Source organism: Acidovorax sp. (assembly GCF_034519795.1).
In the GTDB taxonomy this organism is placed as follows: Bacteria; Pseudomonadota; Gammaproteobacteria; order Burkholderiales; family Burkholderiaceae_C; genus Acidovorax.
The window spans coordinates 375,611-393,079 of the sequence record NZ_JAXHOB010000009.1 but is presented as its reverse complement, the minus strand read 5'-3'; the positions used below and the strand labels follow the sequence as shown (position 1 = coordinate 393,079).

Sequence of the window (17,469 nt, the reverse complement as noted above, 5' to 3'; positions counted from 1 at the left end):
CAAACAGGAGCATTGCCGGCAGCACGGTGGCGATGGTAGGTTTTCCCGCCGGGCTTGTATGTCCCCAGAACTGATGACAGACAGCGCCGCGCCGCTGGCCATAATTGCGCCCATGCCCCCCCACACCACCCCTTTGCCGACCCCCTCTGCGCCGATACGGGTGGGCCTGGTGGAAGACGATGCCAAGACCCGTGCCATCCTGGTGCGCGCCATCTCTGCGCAGGCCGACATGCGGCTGGTGCTGCAGGCCGTGAGCCGCGAACAGGCGCTGGCGTTGCTGCCGCACGAGGCCGTGGATGTGCTGCTGGTGGACCTGGGCCTGCCCGATGGTTCGGGCCTGGACGTGATCACCGCCGCGCGCCGGCAGTGGCCGCAATGCAGCGTGCTGGTGAGCACCATCTTTGGCGATGAGATGCATGTGATGCCCTCCATCGAGGCCGGCGCCATGGGCTACCTGCTCAAGGACAGCAGCGAGCCCGGGCTGGTGGACGAGATCCGCAGCGTGCATGCGGGCGGCAGCCCCATCAGCCCGATGGTGGCGCGCAAGATACTGGCCCGCACCGCCCACCGGCTGGAGGCAAGGCCCTCGCCGGCATCCACCCCATCCCCTGCGGCGGCGGCGCCCCTGGACCCGGTAGCGCAGCCCAAGGCCGCCGTCACCCTGTCGCCGCGCGAGCACGAGGTGCTGCTGCGCGTGAGCAAGGGCTTCACCGCCGAGGAGACGGCCGCCGCCCTGGGCGTATCGCACAGCACGGTGCTGACCTTCGTGCGCCGCATCTACGCCAAGCTGGAGGTGCGCTCCCGGGCAGAGGCCATCATCGAGGCCCAGCGCCATGGCATCCTGCCGCAGTGAGGCGCTGCGCCACGGCCACGGCCATGCCTGGCCATGGGTGCTGGCCTGCGCCTGCCTGTGGCTGCTGTCGGCCGTGCTGGTGCTCGGCGCCATCCCGGCGGTCGCGTCGCCAACACCGTGGCGCGTGGACCAGGCCCGGTTGCTCACGGAGCCAGGCGCTGGCTGGGATGCCCCTGCCCGCGTGCCAGCCGGCGTGCTGGATGCCACCGCGCCAGAGGCAGCGCATGAGCCCGTGGCACTGCCCCATGCCCGGCCCCGCTCGGTCGCTGCGCAAGGCGGGTCCCTGCTCGCGCCGCCCGAAGTGGTGTGGTACCGCCTGGCCCTGCCACCCGCGCTGCAAGGCACGGGCAGCCAAGACAAGCCCACGCTGTACCTGCCGCGCTGGCAGACCATCGGCAACGTGGCGGTGTATGTGAACGGAGCGCTCGCCTACAACAGCAGCGGCAACGGCGGCAGCCGGGTGTGGAACAGCTTCAACCGGCCCCTGTGGGTGCCCTTTCCACCGCAAGACCAGGCAGGCAACACCGACCCTTCCCAGATCGTGCTGCTGCGCATGGCCAGCCAGGCCGGCGTGGGGGGCGCAGTGTCCACCGCGTGGATCGGCCCCGCGCAGGCACTGCAAGGGTCGTACCGCCTGCGCACCTGGCTGCAGGTGGACCTGCTGGCCATCGTCTCGGCGGTGTACGTGGCGCTGGGGCTGATGGCGCTGGCCGTGTGGTGCGTGCGCCGCCGCGACACCCCGTACCTGCTGTTCTTTGCGGCATCGCTCGCCCATGGGCTGCGGATGGTGCACTTCGCCCTGGGTGACCAGCCGCTGCTGGTGCCCGAGCCCTGGTTCGGCTGGCTCACGGTGAACGCACTGGGCTGGTCCATGGTGTTCATCTACATGTTCATCGTGCGGGTGTACGGGCAGCGCCGCCCCCGGATGGAGCGCGCCCTGGCGCTGCTGCAGGCGGCCACGTCGGCGGCCACGCTGCCGCTGCCCTGGCTGCTGCAGGTGGATGCCATCCTGCCGCTGGCCAACGCCGCCGCACTGCTCATGCTGGTGGTGGCCGTGGTCTCCGGCAGCCGCGTGGCCTGGCGCGCGCGCACGCCCGAAGGACGCCTGCTGGCGCTGTGGATGCTGCTGTTCCTGCCGACCGGCGTGAACGACATGCTGCTGCAGACCTATGTGCTGGACGCCGGGCACCTGTACCTCACGCCCTACACCTCCATCGGCGCCCTCGCCGCCTTCCTGGCCATCGGCTACCGCAAATACGTTGGCGCCATCCGCGCGGTGGAGTTGGCCAACACCGAGCTGGAGCGGCGGCTTACCGCCCGCGAGACCGAGCTGGCCGCCAGCTACCGGCAACTGAGCGCGCTGGAACGCCAGCAGACGCTGGACGCCGAGCGCCGCCGCCTGATGCAGGAGATGCACGACGGCATCGGCTCATCGCTGCTGAGCGCGCTGCGCATGGCGCAGGAGAGCCATCTGACCGAGGCCGACATGGCGCGCGTGCTCACCGAATGCATCGAGGACCTCAAGCTCTCCATCGACTCGCTGGAGCATTCCGACGCCGACCTGCTGGGCCTGCTGGCCGCACTGCGCTTTCGGCTGGGGCCGCGCCTGCAGGCCGCCGGCCTCACGCTGCACTGGCGCGTGGAGGACGTGCCGCCCCTGCCCTGGCTGGACCCCCAGAGCGCGCTGCACATCCTGCGCATGCTGCAGGAGGTGCTGACCAACATCGTCAAGCACAGCGGGGCCCGCACCATCGAAATCGCCACGGGCACACAGCCCGGCCCCGGCCCCGGCGCAGTGCTGGTGTGGGTGCGCGACGATGGCAAGCCCTTCGCCGGGCCGCCCCTGCAGGACGCGCATCCCGAGCGCACGGTCGGCAAGGGCCTGGCCAACGTGTGCAGCCGGGCCATCGCCATCGGTGCCGCGTGCCGCTGGCACACGGCGCCAGGGCAGTGGAGCAACTGCTTCGAACTGGGCCTGCCGCTGCAGGCGCCGGTGCAGTAACCATCCCCCGGCAAAGCCGGGGGCTTTCGGGATGTGAGCCGCTCAAAGCGGCTAAAGGGGTCGCTAACGCGGCCCCAACTCTTTGCGCCACCTATCCGGTGGCCGCTACCTCCACAACCCAAGCTGTTCCAATCTCGCGTCCTCCTCCTCTTGGTGCCTTATATAGTTTCGGATCACCTCTTCGTCTCGTCCCACCGTCGAAACAAAGTACCCTCGCGCCCAAAAGTGTTGGCCTACAAAATTCCTTCTGCGCTCTACGTACACCCTGGCCAGATGGATCGCGCTCTTGCCCTTGTTGTATCCCACCACCTGAGACACCGCGTATTTCGGCGGTATCGATAGCATCATGTGCACGTGGTCCGGCATCAGATGCCCCTCTTCTATCTGGCTCTCTTTTTGACTCGCCAATGTCCGAAACACCTCCCCCAGGTGCTTTCGCAGCTCCAGGTACAGCGTCTTTCTTCGACATTTCGGTATGAACACCACGTGGTACTTGCAGTCCCATTTCGTGTGATTTAGGCTTTCTATCTTGTCCATCCAGTTCTTCCTTTCGTTTGCTTGGCGGCTCACGATTGGCAGTTTCTGCGATGGACATCCATACCTACGAATACGTCAAACTTCTACTGCCTCCCCGGCAGAGCCGGGGGGTCTCCCAACGGACTAGAGAAATCGGCTGTGCGCCAGGGTGGCGGCAGGATGGAGCGCGAGGCGCCCGCTGCCGCCCGGCCCGAAGGCTGAGGTGAGGGCCAGGGTCAGAGCGAGCGCGTCAGCCCACCGTCGACGCGCAGGTTCTGGCCGGTGATGTACGCCCCGCCCTCCGACGCCAGGAAGGCGATGGTGGCGGCGATCTCGGCGCTCTTGCCGTAGCGGCCCAGGGGCACGGTCTGGCGGCGCTCTTCCGTGGCCGGCAGGCTGTCGATCCAGCCGGGCAGCACATTGTTCATGCGGATGTTGTCCTTGGCGTAGCTGTCGGTGAACAGCTTGGTGAAGGCCGCCAGCCCGGCGCGGAACACCGCCGAGGTGGGGAACATCGCGCTCGGCTCGAAGGCCCAGGCGGTGGAGATGTTGATGATGCTGCCCCCGCCCTGCTTTTGCATGTGGGGCACGACCAGGCGCGTCGGGCGGATCACGTTGAGCAGGTAGACGTCCATGCCCGTGTGCCATTGCTCGTCGGTCAGATCCAGCACCGGCGCACGCGGCCCGTGGCCGGCGCTGTTGACCAGCACGTCGACGCGGCCCCAGCGCGCCACTGCCTGGTCCACCAGCCGGGCGAGGTCGTCCACGGACTGGTTGGAGCCGGTCACGCCCAGGCCGCCCAGCTCATCGGCCAGCGCCTCACCCTTGCCCGACGAGGACAGGATGCCCACGCGGTAGCCATCGGCCGCCAGCTTGCGGGCCGCCGCTGCGCCCATGCCGCTGCCGCCGGCGGTGATGAGGGCCACCTTTTCTGCTGACATGTGCAAATTCCTGTGCGTTGGTTGGCGGTTGCCCCCTACGCCTTGCGTGGGGAAGATGTTCCAAGCAAGGAATGGTAGCGGCAGTGCGGCTTTCGCGAAGTGGATCCCGGCCCGCCGCACGGCGCCTGGTGACAGCAGCAGGGGCGCGCGTCTTCAGCGTGGTGCCTGCGCCAACGCCACGGCATCGGCCCCGGCAGGAAAGCGCAGTTGCGCATCCCCGCCCGTGGCGGCCTGCCACACGGCCTGGGCCACGTCGGCCTCCGTCGTCACGGCGCCGATCTGCGCGAACGACGCGAACACGCTCTTTGCGTAGGGCGCATAGGCCTCGGGGATCAGGCCCTGCATGCGCTCGCTGCCGTTGCTGGTGAAGCGGGTGGAAGGCGCATAGCCCGGCTGCACCAGCTTCACGCGCACGTTGAAGGCTTCGAGCTCGAACGCCAGCGATGCCGTGAAGCCCTCGATGGCCGTCTTGCTCGCGGTGTACACCGCCACCAGGGGCATGGGCGCCAGGGTGGCGCTGGAGGTGACGTTGACGATGGTGCCCGCGCGGCGCGCACGCATCTGCGGCAGCACCGCATGGGCCATGGCCATGGTGCCGAAGGTGTTGGTCTCGAACACCTCGCGCACGGTGGCCATGGGTGTGGCCTCGAAGGCGCCGAACAGCCCGATGCCGGCATTGTTCACCAGCATGTCGATGGGCCCGGCCTGGGCCAGCACGGCGGCAATGCTGTCGGCACGGGTCACGTCGAGCGGCAGCACGCGCATGCGCTCGCCGGTGGGCAGCAGGTCGGCGCGCGGGCTGCGCATGGTGGCGATCACGTTCCAGCCCTGGGCATGGAAGTGGCGCGCGGTTTCGAGGCCATAGCCGGACGAGCAGCCGGTGATGAGGACAGTGTGGGTCACGGTGATTTCCTGGGGGTTGAATGGAAGGGCTTGACAAGGCCCCAACGATAGGCACCATCGGCCGGACCATCCACAACGAAACGTCCTGTTTTCATTAGCAATCGTCCGGCCATGAACGACCCCCTTGCCGAAGTCATCGCCCTGCTGCAGCCGCGCGCCGTGTTCTCCAAAGGCATCAGCGGCGCGGGCCGCTGGGCCGTGCGCTATGCGGATTTCGGGCATCCGAGCTTTTGCGTGGTGCTGGAAGGGCGCTGCAGCCTGGCGGTGGACGGGCAGGACGCCATCAGCCTCGCGGCCGGCGACTTCGTGCTGCTGCCGGCCACGCCGGGCTTCACCATGTCAGGGGCCGAGCCGGCGGCGCCCCGGTACATCGACCCGAAGACGGCGCCCGCGCCCACCACCGAAGTCCGCCACGGCGAGCAGGACGGCCCGCCCGATGTGCGCCTTCTGGGCGGCTATTTCGTCTTCGGCTCGCCCGACGCAGCCCTGCTGGTGTCCCTGCTGCCGGCGCTGATGCATGTGCGTGGGGTCGAGCACCTGCAGGCGCTGGTGCAGCTGGTGGGCAAGGAATCGGCGGCAGACCGCCCGGGCCGCGACCTGGTGCTGTCGCGCCTGGTGGAGCTGCTGCTCATCGAAGCGCTGCGCTCGACTTCATCGGGCGACGACGCACCGCCCGGCCTGCTGCGCGGCCTGGCCGACGCGCGCATTGGCCAGGCCATGCGCCACATGCACGGCAACCCCTCACGCCCCTGGACCATGGCGCAGCTGGCGCAGACGGCCGCGCTCTCGCGCTCGGCCTTCTACGAACGCTTTGCGCGCGCCGTGGGCATGCCGCCCATGGAGTACCTGCTGGCCTGGCGCATGGCGCTGGCCAAGGGCCTGCTGCGCCAGGGCGGCCTGGCGATTGCCGAGGTGGCCGAGCGCGTGGGCTACGGCTCGGCCAGCACGTTCAGCACCGCCTTCAGCCGGCATGTGGGGCAGGCACCGGGGCGGTATGCGCGGGCGGGGTGAGGCTGCGGCCGTGCACTCGCCAGTAACCAGGCCAGCCGCCAGGCTCCTGGCCCCAAGCCCCTGCCGTATCACGGCACGCTACCCCAGGTAGCAGTGGACGGGCCGTGCGCAAGAAAACCACCCGGTGGCGCAAAAAGCCACCGATGCTCGCGCTTGCTGCCATAGTGCGGCCTGCAAGCCCTGACCAACCACTGCCACCCACGACTGCAACGCATGCGCCCATCGGACCGCTCCTCCCCACTGCCCTACCTCTGGACCACCCTCGCCTACGTCGTGGGAACGCAGTGGGTCAACTGGGGCTGGAGCCGGCTTGCAGGCAAGGCCTCGGGCCAGGAGCTGGTTGTCCTTCTGCTGTACAGCATCTTCCTCTGGCCGATCGCGGTGGCCATCGCGAGTTTGATCCTCATCGCCGTGTTCAAGCACACCCCCGGCGTCGTGCGCGCGGCCATCACGCTGGGCCTGCTTGCACTGGGGCTCGCCGTGTTTGGCGTACCCACGGTGTGGAACCTGCTGTTCACCGGTTTCATCGCCATTGCCGTGTTCGTCCACGCGCAGCGCGAGGACCAGGACAACGCCGATCTGGAAAAGCTCTGACCATGGCGGTCAAGGAACGCCCGCCTGCGGGCCTGCTTGAGTCGTTTGCCAACCCGCTGTGGGAGCGGGTGAAGCTTGCGAACGCCAAGCCGGAGTGGATCGTGCGCAGCACGCACCGTGGCTACGAGTGGATGGCCATCGAGCTGCGGCACAGCGCGGTGGGCCTTTTCAGTGAGGGATTCGACACCACGACAGTCTTCGTGGTCCGGCTGCCCGAAGCCTCCGACCAATGGTTCCTGCCTGCCGAGCGCATCGCTGCGCACCGGCAGTTGTGCGTGGACCGGGACTGCCTGTATCTGGCGACCTTGGGCGAGAGCCCCCGGGTGCGCGACTGGCAGCGCTGGCTGGAGATGGCAGCTGATGCGGCCGACGAAGTGGTAAGCAACCGGGGCCGAAAGGGCCACCCACCCCGTCCCCCGGGCAGCCTGACCGAGGCCGAAGAGGATGCCCCTTCATGGAACCCGCACGATGGCCGTTGGGTTCTGTTCTGGATGGTGATCACCGTGCCGGCAGCCTTCATGCTCGCCATGCTGGTGATGGCCTTTTACAAAGAGTGGGCGGGCACGGGCGCCATCAGCCACTGCGACCCACTGGCGCACATGGGCTACCAGTTGCAGGGCTGGAAGGCACAGGCCTACCTGGGGCTGTTCATCGTCCCCTTCCTCGGCTGGGGCCGCCTGCTGTACACCGTGTCGACCCGCATGCACAGGCCGGGTTTTGCGCTGCGCCTGAACCTGGAAGGCGTTGCACTGGCGGCGCTGTCGGTGCTGGCCTTGTTTCTGCAGCAAACATTGACGGGGTGGGCCAGGACGGCCTGCTGACAAAAGCGATCCACACGCCATGGCAGCATAGGCGCTGTTGGCAGAGGGGCCGGCGCTCCGCGCCATGCACGCACCACCTGCCTCCGAAAGAACACCATGCCCACTGCCGCCGACCGCGTCGCCCAACTGCTCGAAGACCTGCGCGCCCACGATGCGGACCGCTACACCCTGGTCCAAACCCTGCGCGAGGCCGTACTGGACATCGATGCATCCGTGACCGAGGAAGTGAAGTACGGCGGTATCCTGTTCAGTGCCGCGAGGCCCTTTTGCGGCATATTCTCGTATACTAGGGCCTGTTGACAGTATTTTCGGGGTCGCGAAGGCCCTTGCCGGCGTGCCAATCTAGGCGCGTGACGCCGCGTGTGCCCTTGCACACGCAAGGAGCGCAACGACGAGTGGCGCGCCGGCAAGAGCCTTCCCTTCGGGTTGCCCGGCCTGGGGGCCGTCTGCGGCGTTGCCCGCGCTTGCAAGGTTCCTACCTTGCTTCGCGCGGGCGCCTTGCATCCAGCCCCCAGGCCGGGCAACGCGATCCCCGAAAATACTGTCAACAGGCCCTATGCATGTGTCTCTGGAGTTCAGCGAAGGCGCCGCGCTGCCCGACCCGCATGGGGTGCTGGAGGGCGCTGGCAAGGGCCGGCGCCACATCAAGCTGGCCATGGTGCAGGACATGGCGGCCAAGCATGTGGCCGGGTACCTGAAGCACGCATTCCAGGCAGCCGCATGAGCCGTTGAGTTTCAGGGCCTGCCTGCGTCCACCACCAGCACCTCGTGCACCGCCGTGGCGGCATTGCCGCCCGTGCGCAGGCCGCCGCCGAAGACGTGCACGCGCTTGCCCAGCGTGGCCGCGCCCAGGCCGTGGCGGGGGGTGGGCAGCGGCGGCAAGGCGGCCCAGCGGTCGGTGGCCGGGTCGTAAACCCAGCTGTCGGCAAACACCTTCTGTTCGGGCACCCACTGCTCGCCGCCGAACACATAGAGCTTTCCGTCCAGCACCGTGGCGGCCAGGCCACCCTGGGCCTGCGGCATGGGCGCGCGCGTGGCCCAGGTGTCGGTGGCGGGGTCGTAGACCTCCAGGGTGGGAACATTCACCTGGCGGGCCGTGCCGTCGGGGTGCTTGCCGTACTGGCGCCCGCCGACCACATAGACCTTGCCGCCGATGACGCCAAAGGCCGCGCTGTTGCGCGCCGTGGGCGCCGGGGCGCGGGCCGACCACTGGGCACGTGCGGGGTCGAACACCTCGTTGAGCGTGCTGTCCACATGCTCGTCGAAATGGCTGGCCGTGGGCGTGGCACGCACACGCCCACCGATGAGGTAGAGCCTGCCATCCACCGCTGCGGCAATGCCTTCCGCGCGCGGCGTGGCCAGGTCGGTGCCGGCACGCCAGGTGTTGCGCGCAGGATCGTAGATGAACATGGTGGGCTGCGCCTGCCAGACGGGAAAGCCGCCCGTGAAGCCGCCCACGCCGTAAAGCTGCCCACCGATGGCGGTGAGCGTCATGTGGTGGCGCGCCTGCGGCAAGGTGGCCAGCCGCGTCCAGGCGTCGGTGGCCGGGTCGTAGGCCTCGAAGTGGTCCGAATAGCCGGTGTTGGGGCTGAGCAGGCCGCCAGCGACGTAGATTTTGCCGCCCAGCACCTCGGGGTACAGCTCCTGGCGCGCCACACCCGCCGGGGCCGCCGTGGACCAGGTGGCCGCAGCCGCAGCGGGTGCGCCCTGGCTCCATGCCAAGGGTGCCAGCGCCAGCAGGCCGGCCAGGGTGGCGAAGCGGGCAACGCGCAGGGGGAAACGGGAGGACATGGGCATGGTTCGGGATCCAGGTGATGGCTTGCTGTCGACTGTAAAAGTGCCTACAGCGAAGCGATAGACCCATAATGGTTCACAAACAATGAACCCTGGCTACACAATGAACCGCATTCCACTGGCCGACCTCGAAGTCTTCGCCGCCGTGGCCCGGCATGGCAGCTTTCGCCGCGCGGCGCTGGAGCGGGGTGTGACGCCCTCGCTGCTGAGCCAGAACCTGCGCCGGCTGGAGGAGCAACTGGGCGTGGTGCTGCTCAAGCGCACCACGCGCAGCGTGGCGCCCAGCGATGCGGGCAAGGAGCTGTTCGCCCACCTGGAGCCGGCGCTGGCGCAGATCGCCGACGCCGTGGACCGGCTCAACCGCTACCGCGAGATGCCCTTCGGCACGCTGCGCCTGAATGCGCCGGGCCCCATTGCGCACTTCGTGCTGGCGCCGCTGGTGGCGCGCTTTCAGCAGGCCTACCCGGACATCGGCGTGGACATCAGCGCCGACGCGGCCATGACCGACATCGTCAAGGGTGGCTTCGATGCCGGCGTGCGCTTTGCCGACGACCTGGCGCAGGACGTGGTGGCCGTGCCCATCGGCCCGCCACAGCGCTATGCCGTGGTGGCATCGCCCGCCTACCTGGCCGCGCACGGGCGCCCCGCCACGCCGCAGGACCTGGCGGGGCACCGCTGCATACGCCGGCGCTTTCCGGGCGGCACCCTGTTCACCTGGCACTTCGCGCGCGATGGCGAAAGCGCCAGCGTGGTGCCGCGCGGGCCGCTCACGGTGAACGATGCGCACATCGCCCTCAACGCCGCCCTGCACGGCGCGGGCCTGGCCTATGTGCACGAAAGCTATGTGCTCGCTGACGAGGCCGCCGGCCGGCTCGAACGCGTGCTGGCCGACTGGGCGCCGGGCCTGGGCGTGCCTTACCTGTACTACCCGCAGCAGCGCTACATGCCTGTGCCGCTGCGCAGCTTCATCGACTTTGCGCGCAAGCACCCGGTGGAGCTGGCCGCGCCTTGATCGGGCGACCGTACTCCAACGGGAAAAGGGCCCGCAGGCCCTTTCTCGATCATGCCAGGCAGAGCGCCCCGCTCAGGCAAACAGCCCCTTGTGCTGGTCCCGCAGCAAATTCTTCTGCACCTTGCCCATGGTGTTGCGCGGCAGTTCGTCGGCCACGAAGCAGCGCTTGGGGATCTTGAAGTTGGCCAGCTGCGACTTGAGCTGCGCCACGATGGCCTCGCCGTCGAGCTTGGCACCCGGCTTGGCGATGACCACGGCCACGCCGACCTCGCCGAAGTCCGGGTGGGGCACGCCCACCAGGGCGCTCTCGGCCACGCCGGGCATGTCGTTGATGTAGCCCTCGATCTCGGCGGGGTAGACGTTGTAGCCGCCGCTGATGATCAGGTCCTTGCTGCGGCCAACGATGCTCACGTAGCCGCGCTCGTCGACCTTGCCCACGTCGCCGGTCTTGAACCAGCCGTCGGCCGTGAACTCCTCGGCCGTCTTCTCGGGCATGCGCCAGTAGCCCTTGAAGACGTTGGGGCCCTTGACCTGGATGGCACCGATCTCGCCCACGGGCAGCGCCTTGTTCGCATCGTCCACCACGCGCAGGCCCACGCCGGGCAGCGGGAAGCCCACGGTGGCGCCGCGCCGCTCGGTCTGGCCCTGGTGGCGCTTGTCGGCCGCATAGGGGTTGGAGGTGAGCATGATGGTCTCGCTCATGCCGTAGCGCTCCAGGATGGTGTGGCCCGTGCGCTGCTGCCATTCGTTGAAGGTCTCGATCAGCAGCGGTGCGGAGCCCGCGACGAAGAGGCGCATGTTCTTCGCGGTCTCTTTGGTGAGCCCCGGCTCGGCCAGCAGGCGCACGTAGAGCGTGGGCACGCCCATGAAGACGGTGGCGCGCGGCATGGCGGCAAGCACGGCCTTGGGGTCGAATTTGCTGAACCAGATCATCTTGCTGCCGTTGATCAGCGCGCCGTGCATGGCCACGAACAGGCCGTGCACGTGGAAGATGGGCAGCGCGTGGATCAGCACATCACCAGGCTTCCAGCCCCAGTAGTCCTTGAGCACCTCGGCGTTGGACTGCAGGTTGCCATGCGTGAGCATGGCGCCCTTGCTGCGGCCCGTGGTGCCGCTGGTGTAGAGGATGGCTGCCAGGTCGTCGGCCGAGCGCTGCACCGGCGTGTGCTCGTCGCCATGGTGCGCGGCGCGCTCCAGCAGGCTGCCGGTGCGGTCATCGCCCAGCGTGAAGACATGCTGCGTGCCCTGGGTGAAGGCGATCTTGCTCACCCAGCCGAAATTGCCGGGCGTGCAGACCACCACGGCAGGCTCGGCGTTGCCGATGAAGTATTCGATCTCCGCGCTCTGGTAGGCCGTGTTGAGCGGCAGGAACACATAGCCCGCGCGCAGGGTGGCCAGGTACAGCAGCAGCGCTTCGACCGATTTCTCGACCTGCACGGCCACACGGCTGCCCTCGGGCAGCTTGAGCGACACCAGCAGGTTGGCGATGCGCGCGCTGGCGCGCTCCAGGTCGCTCCAGCTGTAGAGCAGCGGCCGGCCATCGGCGGTGGAGGTCTCCACGGCGGTGCTGGCCAGGTCGGCGGGGAAGGCGGCGCGCAGGGCGCAAAAGAGGTTTTGCTGAGGGGTGGAACTCATGGTGCGGTCATCCGGGTGTGCAACAAGGCGGCGGTTCATTCAAAACACGGGGGGACGTTTTTCGAGAAAGGCGGTGATGCCTTCGCGGTGCTCGGCGCTGTCGGCATAGGCATAGGGGTCCGGCAGGGTGTGGCCGGGCGGGTGGTCGGTGGCCTGCGGGCCCTGCTGCACGCTTTTCAGTGCACGCAGGGTCTGCTTGTTCAGGCGTGCGGCGCCGGGCGCCAGCGCCGCGATGCGGCAGGCACTGGCCAGGGCCTCGGCACGCGCCTCTTCGGCGCCGGCCACCACGCGGCTCAGAAAGCCGCGCGCGAACATCTCGTCGGCACCGAAGGTGGCGGCCTCCAGCAGCATCTGGCGCGCGATGACCTCGCCCACGGCACCGGCCACCAGTTGGGCCTCGCGCGGGGCCATGGGGAAGCCCAGGCGTGCAATCGGTGCACCAAAGCGCGCGCCGGCATGGGCCACGCGCACATCGCAGCAACTGGCAATCTCCACACCCGCGCCCATGCAGGCGCCGGTGATGTGGGCGACGATGGGCACGTCGCAGTCGAGCATGGCCGAGAGCCCGCCCCAGACATCGCCTTCGTGGAATTCACGCAGGGCCGCCGCGTCGAAGCGAAAGCCCGGGTACTCCGAGATGTCGCCACCCGCGCAGAAGGCCGCGCCCTCGCCCTCGATCAGCACGCAGCGCGCCTCGTGGCTGCGCTGGATGTCCTTGAACACCGCGCGCAGTTGCTGCCACATGGCGCGCGACATGGCGTTGAGCCGGCCGGTGTGGCGCAGCGTGACTTGCACCACGCCGGCCTGCCCTGCTTGCCCGGCAGCGCGCTCTGCAACGACCTCTGCGGCTGCCATGCTGCGCATCAATCCAGCTTGGCGCCCGAAGCCTTGACCACCGTCGCCCAGCGCTTGACTTCGCTGCTGACCATGGCGCCGAACTGCTGCTGGGTGAGGCCGCCGTAGTCGGCGCCGTTGCTGGCCCAGATGGTCTTGAGTTCTTCGGCCGTGCCCAGGCGCTTGATTTCGTCCACGATGCGCGCCTGGATGTCGGCCGGCGTGCCCTTGGGTGCCCACAGGCCGTACCAGGTGGTCACGGTGTAGTCGGGCAGCCCCACTTCGGCGGCGCAGGGCACATCGGGGAAGGCCGGGTTGCGCTTGCTGCCCGAGACCATCAGCGCCTTGATGCGGCCGCCCTTGATGTGCGCGGCCGACGAGCCCAGGCCGTCGAACATCATGTCCACGTTGCCCGCGATCAGATCCTGCAGGGCCGGGCCTGCGCCGCGGTAGGGGATGTGGGTGATGAAGGTACTGGTCTGCTGCTTGAACAGCTCGCCCGCCAGGTGGTGCGAGGTGCCGGCACCGGCCGAACCGTAGTTGAGCTTGGCGGGGTTGCGCTTGACGAAATCGAGGAACTGCTGGAAGTTGGCCACCGGCACGGCCTTGGGGTTGACCACCACCACCTGCGGCACGTTGGCCAGCAGGGCCAGGGGGATGAAGTCCTTCTCGATGTCGTAGTCCAGCTTGGGGTACATCGACGGGGCGATGGCGTGGTGCACCGCTCCCATGAACAGGGTGTAGCCATCGGGCGCGCCCTTGGCCGCATAACTGGCACCCACGGTGCCGCCCGCGCCGCCCCGGTTGTCGATGACCAGGGCCTTGCCCGTGGACTTGGCAAACTGCGCGGCCAGGGGGCGCGCAAACGCATCGGTGCCCCCGCCTGCGGGAAATGGCACCACCACGGTCACCGGCTTGCCGGGCCATGCAGACGCCTGGGCCCAGCTGTTGCCACAGGCCAGTGCGGCGGCCGCTGCGGCGGCGCCGCGCAGCACGTCGCGGCGCTGCAGATCGTTGTCTTTCATCTTGTCTCCTGTCTTATAAAAATAAAAATGAAATGAAATTACCAACACACAAGAGGCGCATGGTAGCGCCGGCTCACTACACGGGTGTCACCGATGCACGCCATCTCCGCCAGATTGTCGCCAACTCCAGCGGACCGGGGCACCGGGGCCACGCCCGGGTTCTTCACATCAGATTCTGCACAGGCTGTCGATGTCCCCGGACGTGGGGACCTTGCCCTGCGCCAGCAGGCTGCGGTGCTTGTCGATGCGCTTCAAGTCATACAGGTAATTGACCATCAGCCCGTACGACTGCTTGAGCCCCTTGGCCGAGGGGTCGCCGCCCCAGTTCAGGCGCTCCACGCGCGCGCCGTTGCCCAGGTGAAAGCGCGCCACCGGGTCCACGGGCTTGCCCTCGGCCAGCTCGCGCGCAAGGTAGTGGGCCGCGCATTCGAGCAGCATCTGTCGCACGGGCGAGCGTGCGTCCAGGTCCAGCGGCTTTTCGAGCGCGGTGAGCAGGTGCGCGGCCTGTGGCGGCTCGAAGCCCACGGCGCGGCCCAGCTCGGCGCGGCGCTTGTCGTCCAGGCGCTCCAGCATGGGCGCCGCATGCTTGGCCAGCCAGCCCCGAAAGCCCGGAATGGGCGACAGCGTGGCGAAGGTGCGCAAGCGCGGGAATTCCTCGGCCAGCGTCTCCACCACATGCTTGATCAGCGAATCGCCAAAACTCACGCCGCGCAGCCCCGTCTGCGTGTTGCTGATGGAGTAGAAGATGGCCGTGGTGGCCTTGGCCAGGTCGGCTGGCGCAGCGGCCTCGTCGAGCAGCGGCGTGATGCTGCTGGAGATGCGGTCCACCAGCGCCACCTCGACGAAGATCAGCGGCTCGTTGGGCAGGCGCGGGTGAAAGAAGCCGTAGCAGCGGCGGTCGCTGTCCAGCCGGTTCTTCACGTCGGCCCAGCTGCGGATGTCGTGCACGGCCTCGTACTTGATGAGCTTTTCGATCAGCGAGGCGGGCGAGTCCCACGACAGGCGGCGCAGCTCCAGAAAGGCCACGTCGAACCAGGTCGAGAACAGGTGCTCCAGCTCCGCGTCCAGCGGCAGCAGGCGCTTGTCGGCCTTGAGCAGGGGCAGCAACTCGGCGCGCATGTCCACCAGAAAGCGCATGCCCTCGGGCACCACCGCAAAACGCTGCAGCAGCCGTGTGCGCGGCGACACCAGGGCGCGGCGCAGGCTGATCTCGGCCTGGCCCTCCTCGGCCGTGCCAGCTGCAGCCTCGTAGCGCTGGCGGGCAGACTTGAAGCGCGTGGCATCGGGGGCGAACTGCTCGCACAGCAGCAGCCACATGTCGCGCCGCTCCTCGGGCGCGGCATCGGCATACCACTGGGCCACGCCGTGGGCGCGGCGCCCGCCTTCGAGCTCGCTCACCTGCGGGGCCACCACCTCCTGCAGGTCAGCCAGCAGGCGGCGCAGGGCGCGCGGCGACAGGGCCTCCTGCCCGCGGCGCAGCGTGGCCGCCAGGCGCTCGTGGGTGGAGCGCGGCGCAGCCACCTTGGCCACCACATCGGTCACATGGGCCTTGTCGGCGGCCGCACGCGCAGGCTTGTCGCCCGCGGCCTTGTCAGCGGCAGGCTTGTCGCTGGCAGGCTTGTCACTGGCGGGGGCTGCGGGGGCGGCGGAGCGCAGGCGCGAGACGCTGCGGGCAATCCATTCGGGGGCAGTGTTCATGTTCATGGTGTCAACCTCGATTGCTGGGTGCGGGCTACGTCGCGCAGGGCATCGCGCTGGCGCAGCAGGTGGGTGCGCATCGCCTCCTCGGCGGCATCGCAGTCCTGGGCCTTGAGGGCGGCAAACACCGCCAGGTGCTCGGCCAGGCTCTGCTGCAGGCGGCCGGGCGCGTGCAGCTGCTGCAGCCGCGCCAGGCGCAAAATCTTGCGCAGGTCGCCGATCACCTGGGCCAGCCAGCGGTTGTCCGCCAGCGTGATGAAGGCCTCGTGGATGGCGTGGTTGGCTGCGTAGTATTCGGGGATGCGCCCGGCTGCGGCATGCGCCTGCAGGCGCTGGTGCAGCACCTCCAGCGCGGCCACGTCGGCGGCGCTGGCACGGCGCGTGGCCTCGTGCGCGGCACGCCCTTCGAGCAGCGCGATCACGGGGAAGATCTCGTCCAGATCCTTGGCCGTGACCTCGGCCACGAAGCAGCCACGGCGCGGCTCGTGGCGCAGCAGGCCCTCGGCCACCAGCACCTTGAGCGCCTCGCGCAGCGGCGTGCGCGAAATCTCCAGCCGCTCGCACAGCGCCGCCTCGTCCAGAAAGCTGCCCGGCGCCAGCGTGCCGGCAAAGATCTCCTCGCGCAGGCGCGAGGCGACTTCATCGTGCAGTGAATTGGATACCAGGCGCATGGTGCGGGTGAACTCCGGGTGAATCAGCTGCCAAGGCCCCACCAGAGGCCCGGCTTTTGCCGCCAACGTGCCATCAAATGACGGCAAACGCAGGCTTTGCTCTCACATGGGTGTAATTTCTCATAATTATGGAAAATGACAAGAGGGAAAGCGTGAATTTTGGTAAGCCAGGGCGAAATTGGAGGGAGTGAGGCGGTGGAGCAACAGCGGGCAGGGGCCGCCGGGGCGCTGCTGCATTGCCCACAGGCGCAAGCGGAACAGCAGCAGCACTGCTGCAGCCTCCTCAGCAATTGCGCTGTCGGTCCCGCCACTGCGCGCAGTGCGCTTCCTGTGCAGCCCAAATTCGCGCCCGACAAGGCGGCTGCAAACCGCTTGCGCACCCGGGCCAAAACCACCAGGGTTTCCCCCTGCGCGACCAAGCCACCTCCGTGATAGCCTTCGAAAAAATCTTTGATCAAAGATCACATTTTGCATTGCGACGGGCCCCCATGAACCTCAAAACCCCGGTTTCCATCAACGAAGCGGTTTACCGAATGCTGCGAGACCGTCTCATGCGCGGGGAGTTCGCGGCGGGCCAGGTGCTGGGAATCGAGGAGCTGGCGCAAACGATGCAGACCAGCACCATGCCCGTGCGCTCGGCGCTGCAGCGTCTGGCGGAGCAGCGGGCCGTGGAACGCAACAAGAGCCGGAACATGCAGGTCCCACTGCTCAGCATGGAGCGGCTGGAGGACATACGGCGCAGCCGGTTGCTTGTCGAGGGCGCACTCATCGAATGGGCGACCCCCAGGCTTGAGCGGGTCCAGATTGACCACCTTCGGTTGCTGGTGGACAAGATCGCGAATGCACTCGAAGAACCAGAAAAGCTGGACGAGGGCTTGACCAACAACCAGACCTTTCATTTCACCATCTACCAGGCGGCGAACTCGCCCACCATGCTGTCCATGGTGGAGAGTCTGTGGCTGCAGTCCGGCCCGTACCTGCGTGCGGCGCGCAATCTCATGCACACGGCTCCCCGGCCGGACCTGCATGAAAAGATCCTGAAAGCCATAGAACGCAGGGACGGAGTTGCCGCCCGCCTTGCAATGTGCCAGGACATCGCCTGGGCATTCGACCGCCTGAGCGAGGTGCCTCAAGCCCTTTCGCGGGCCGCATGACCCGT

The 17,469-nt window shown here is 68.2% G+C and carries 18 protein-coding genes; 9 read left to right on the top strand and 9 right to left on the bottom strand.

Annotated features, from left to right (window positions below):
• Positions 1 to 112 precede the first annotated feature (112 nt).
• Both U5N23_RS12525 and U5N23_RS12520 read left to right on the top strand, forming a co-directional pair.
• Entirely contained in the window at positions 113 to 853 is a 741-nt protein-coding gene (locus U5N23_RS12525) for a response regulator transcription factor (RefSeq protein WP_322593132.1), read from the top strand.
• A complete protein-coding gene (locus tag U5N23_RS12520; RefSeq protein ID WP_322593131.1) occupies positions 834 to 2,855 on the top strand; it encodes a sensor histidine kinase in 2,022 nt (673 codons plus the stop codon). Before U5N23_RS12525 ends, U5N23_RS12520 begins: the two co-directional genes overlap by 20 nt.
• Positions 2,856 to 2,960: 105 nt before the next feature.
• On the opposite strand, the gene tnpA is transcribed toward U5N23_RS12520, so the two are convergent.
• The 3 genes from tnpA to U5N23_RS12505 form a co-directional block, all read right to left on the bottom strand.
• Positions 2,961 to 3,392, bottom strand: a complete 432-nt coding sequence (gene tnpA, locus U5N23_RS12515; protein WP_322593130.1) for an IS200/IS605 family transposase — start codon at positions 3,390 to 3,392, stop codon at positions 2,961 to 2,963.
• Between the two features lie 215 nt (positions 3,393 to 3,607).
• Positions 3,608 to 4,312 (bottom strand): SDR family oxidoreductase, encoded by a 705-nt coding sequence (locus U5N23_RS12510; protein WP_322593129.1) that lies wholly within the window; start codon positions 4,310 to 4,312, stop codon positions 3,608 to 3,610.
• A gap of 153 nt (positions 4,313 to 4,465) precedes the next feature.
• A complete protein-coding gene (locus U5N23_RS12505) occupies positions 4,466 to 5,215 on the bottom strand; it encodes an SDR family oxidoreductase (RefSeq protein WP_322593128.1) in 750 nt (249 codons plus the stop codon).
• A gap of 111 nt (positions 5,216 to 5,326) precedes the next feature.
• On the opposite strand from U5N23_RS12505, the gene U5N23_RS12500 reads away from it, so the two are divergent.
• The 5 genes from U5N23_RS12500 (at position 5,327) to U5N23_RS12480 (ending at position 8,365) form a co-directional block, all read left to right on the top strand.
• A complete protein-coding gene (locus tag U5N23_RS12500; RefSeq protein WP_322593127.1) occupies positions 5,327 to 6,226 on the top strand; it encodes an AraC family transcriptional regulator in 900 nt (299 codons plus the stop codon).
• 213 nt (positions 6,227 to 6,439) lie between these two features.
• Positions 6,440 to 6,820 carry a hypothetical protein gene (locus tag U5N23_RS12495; protein ID WP_322593126.1) on the top strand — a complete coding sequence of 127 codons (381 nt, stop codon included), beginning with the start codon at positions 6,440 to 6,442 and terminating at the stop codon, positions 6,818 to 6,820.
• 2 nt (positions 6,821 to 6,822) lie between these two features.
• Complete coding sequence (locus U5N23_RS12490) at positions 6,823 to 7,641, top strand: hypothetical protein (RefSeq protein WP_322593125.1); 819 nt, start codon at positions 6,823 to 6,825, stop codon at positions 7,639 to 7,641.
• A gap of 96 nt (positions 7,642 to 7,737) precedes the next feature.
• Entirely contained in the window at positions 7,738 to 7,941 is a 204-nt protein-coding gene (locus tag U5N23_RS12485) for a hypothetical protein (RefSeq protein WP_322593124.1), read from the top strand.
• A 256-nt stretch (positions 7,942 to 8,197) separates the two neighbouring features.
• Positions 8,198 to 8,365 carry a DUF1801 domain-containing protein gene (locus U5N23_RS12480; RefSeq protein ID WP_322593123.1) on the top strand — a complete coding sequence of 56 codons (168 nt, stop codon included), beginning with the start codon at positions 8,198 to 8,200 and terminating at the stop codon, positions 8,363 to 8,365.
• Between the two features lie 11 nt (positions 8,366 to 8,376).
• Here U5N23_RS12480 and U5N23_RS12475 read toward each other — a convergent pair whose 3' ends face one another.
• Entirely contained in the window at positions 8,377 to 9,438 is a 1,062-nt protein-coding gene (locus U5N23_RS12475) for a Kelch repeat-containing protein (RefSeq protein WP_322593122.1), read from the bottom strand.
• Positions 9,439 to 9,538: 100 nt separating this feature from the next.
• Here U5N23_RS12475 and U5N23_RS12470 point away from each other — a divergent pair, with 100 nt between their 5' ends.
• Positions 9,539 to 10,447: a LysR family transcriptional regulator gene (locus U5N23_RS12470; RefSeq protein ID WP_322593121.1), complete on the top strand. Its 909-nt coding sequence runs from the start codon at positions 9,539 to 9,541 to the stop codon at positions 10,445 to 10,447.
• 72 nt (positions 10,448 to 10,519) lie between these two features.
• Here U5N23_RS12470 and U5N23_RS12465 read toward each other — a convergent pair whose 3' ends face one another.
• The 5 genes from U5N23_RS12465 to U5N23_RS12445 form a co-directional block, all read right to left on the bottom strand.
• Complete coding sequence (locus U5N23_RS12465) at positions 10,520 to 12,082, bottom strand: malonate--CoA ligase (RefSeq protein WP_416208599.1); 1,563 nt, start codon at positions 12,080 to 12,082, stop codon at positions 10,520 to 10,522.
• Between the two features lie 39 nt (positions 12,083 to 12,121).
• Positions 12,122 to 12,946 carry an enoyl-CoA hydratase/isomerase family protein gene (locus U5N23_RS12460; protein ID WP_322593119.1) on the bottom strand — a complete coding sequence of 275 codons (825 nt, stop codon included), beginning with the start codon at positions 12,944 to 12,946 and terminating at the stop codon, positions 12,122 to 12,124.
• Positions 12,946 to 13,941: a tripartite tricarboxylate transporter substrate binding protein gene (locus U5N23_RS12455; protein WP_322593118.1), complete on the bottom strand. Its 996-nt coding sequence runs from the start codon at positions 13,939 to 13,941 to the stop codon at positions 12,946 to 12,948. The genes U5N23_RS12460 and U5N23_RS12455 overlap by 1 nt, the downstream gene beginning before the upstream one ends.
• 168 nt (positions 13,942 to 14,109) lie before the next feature.
• Positions 14,110 to 15,639: a malonyl-CoA decarboxylase gene (locus U5N23_RS12450; RefSeq protein WP_322593230.1), complete on the bottom strand. Its 1,530-nt coding sequence runs from the start codon at positions 15,637 to 15,639 to the stop codon at positions 14,110 to 14,112.
• A gap of 2 nt (positions 15,640 to 15,641) precedes the next feature.
• A complete protein-coding gene (locus U5N23_RS12445) occupies positions 15,642 to 16,310 on the bottom strand; it encodes a GntR family transcriptional regulator (RefSeq protein WP_322593117.1) in 669 nt (222 codons plus the stop codon).
• 488 nt (positions 16,311 to 16,798) lie between these two features.
• Between U5N23_RS12445 and U5N23_RS12440 the strand changes: the two genes are divergently transcribed.
• Positions 16,799 to 17,464 (top strand): GntR family transcriptional regulator, encoded by a 666-nt coding sequence (locus U5N23_RS12440; protein ID WP_322593116.1) that lies wholly within the window; start codon positions 16,799 to 16,801, stop codon positions 17,462 to 17,464.
• Positions 17,465 to 17,469: the final 5 nt, after the last annotated feature.

Coding starts and splice junctions, on each gene's coding strand:
- U5N23_RS12475 (WP_322593122.1), bottom strand. CDS start 9,438: ATGCCCATGTCCTCCCGTTTCCCCCTGCGCGTTGCCCGCTTCGCCACC.
- U5N23_RS12525 (WP_322593132.1), top strand. CDS start 113: ATGCCCCCCCACACCACCCCTTTGCCGACCCCCTCTGCGCCGATACGG.
- U5N23_RS12480 (WP_322593123.1), top strand. CDS start 8,198: ATGCATGTGTCTCTGGAGTTCAGCGAAGGCGCCGCGCTGCCCGACCCG.
- U5N23_RS12460 (WP_322593119.1), bottom strand. CDS start 12,946: ATGCGCAGCATGGCAGCCGCAGAGGTCGTTGCAGAGCGCGCTGCCGGG.
- U5N23_RS12470 (WP_322593121.1), top strand. CDS start 9,539: ATGAACCGCATTCCACTGGCCGACCTCGAAGTCTTCGCCGCCGTGGCC.
- U5N23_RS12440 (WP_322593116.1), top strand. CDS start 16,799: ATGAACCTCAAAACCCCGGTTTCCATCAACGAAGCGGTTTACCGAATG.
- U5N23_RS12445 (WP_322593117.1), bottom strand. CDS start 16,310: ATGCGCCTGGTATCCAATTCACTGCACGATGAAGTCGCCTCGCGCCTG.
- U5N23_RS12450 (WP_322593230.1), bottom strand. CDS start 15,639: ATGAACACTGCCCCCGAATGGATTGCCCGCAGCGTCTCGCGCCTGCGC.
- U5N23_RS12500 (WP_322593127.1), top strand. CDS start 5,327: ATGAACGACCCCCTTGCCGAAGTCATCGCCCTGCTGCAGCCGCGCGCC.
- tnpA (WP_322593130.1), bottom strand. CDS start 3,392: ATGGACAAGATAGAAAGCCTAAATCACACGAAATGGGACTGCAAGTAC.
- U5N23_RS12495 (WP_322593126.1), top strand. CDS start 6,440: ATGCGCCCATCGGACCGCTCCTCCCCACTGCCCTACCTCTGGACCACC.
- U5N23_RS12455 (WP_322593118.1), bottom strand. CDS start 13,941: ATGAAAGACAACGATCTGCAGCGCCGCGACGTGCTGCGCGGCGCCGCC.
- U5N23_RS12510 (WP_322593129.1), bottom strand. CDS start 4,312: ATGTCAGCAGAAAAGGTGGCCCTCATCACCGCCGGCGGCAGCGGCATG.
- U5N23_RS12520 (WP_322593131.1), top strand. CDS start 834: ATGGCATCCTGCCGCAGTGAGGCGCTGCGCCACGGCCACGGCCATGCC.
- U5N23_RS12465 (WP_416208599.1), bottom strand. CDS start 12,082: ATGAGTTCCACCCCTCAGCAAAACCTCTTTTGCGCCCTGCGCGCCGCC.
- U5N23_RS12485 (WP_322593124.1), top strand. CDS start 7,738: ATGCCCACTGCCGCCGACCGCGTCGCCCAACTGCTCGAAGACCTGCGC.
- U5N23_RS12490 (WP_322593125.1), top strand. CDS start 6,823: ATGGCGGTCAAGGAACGCCCGCCTGCGGGCCTGCTTGAGTCGTTTGCC.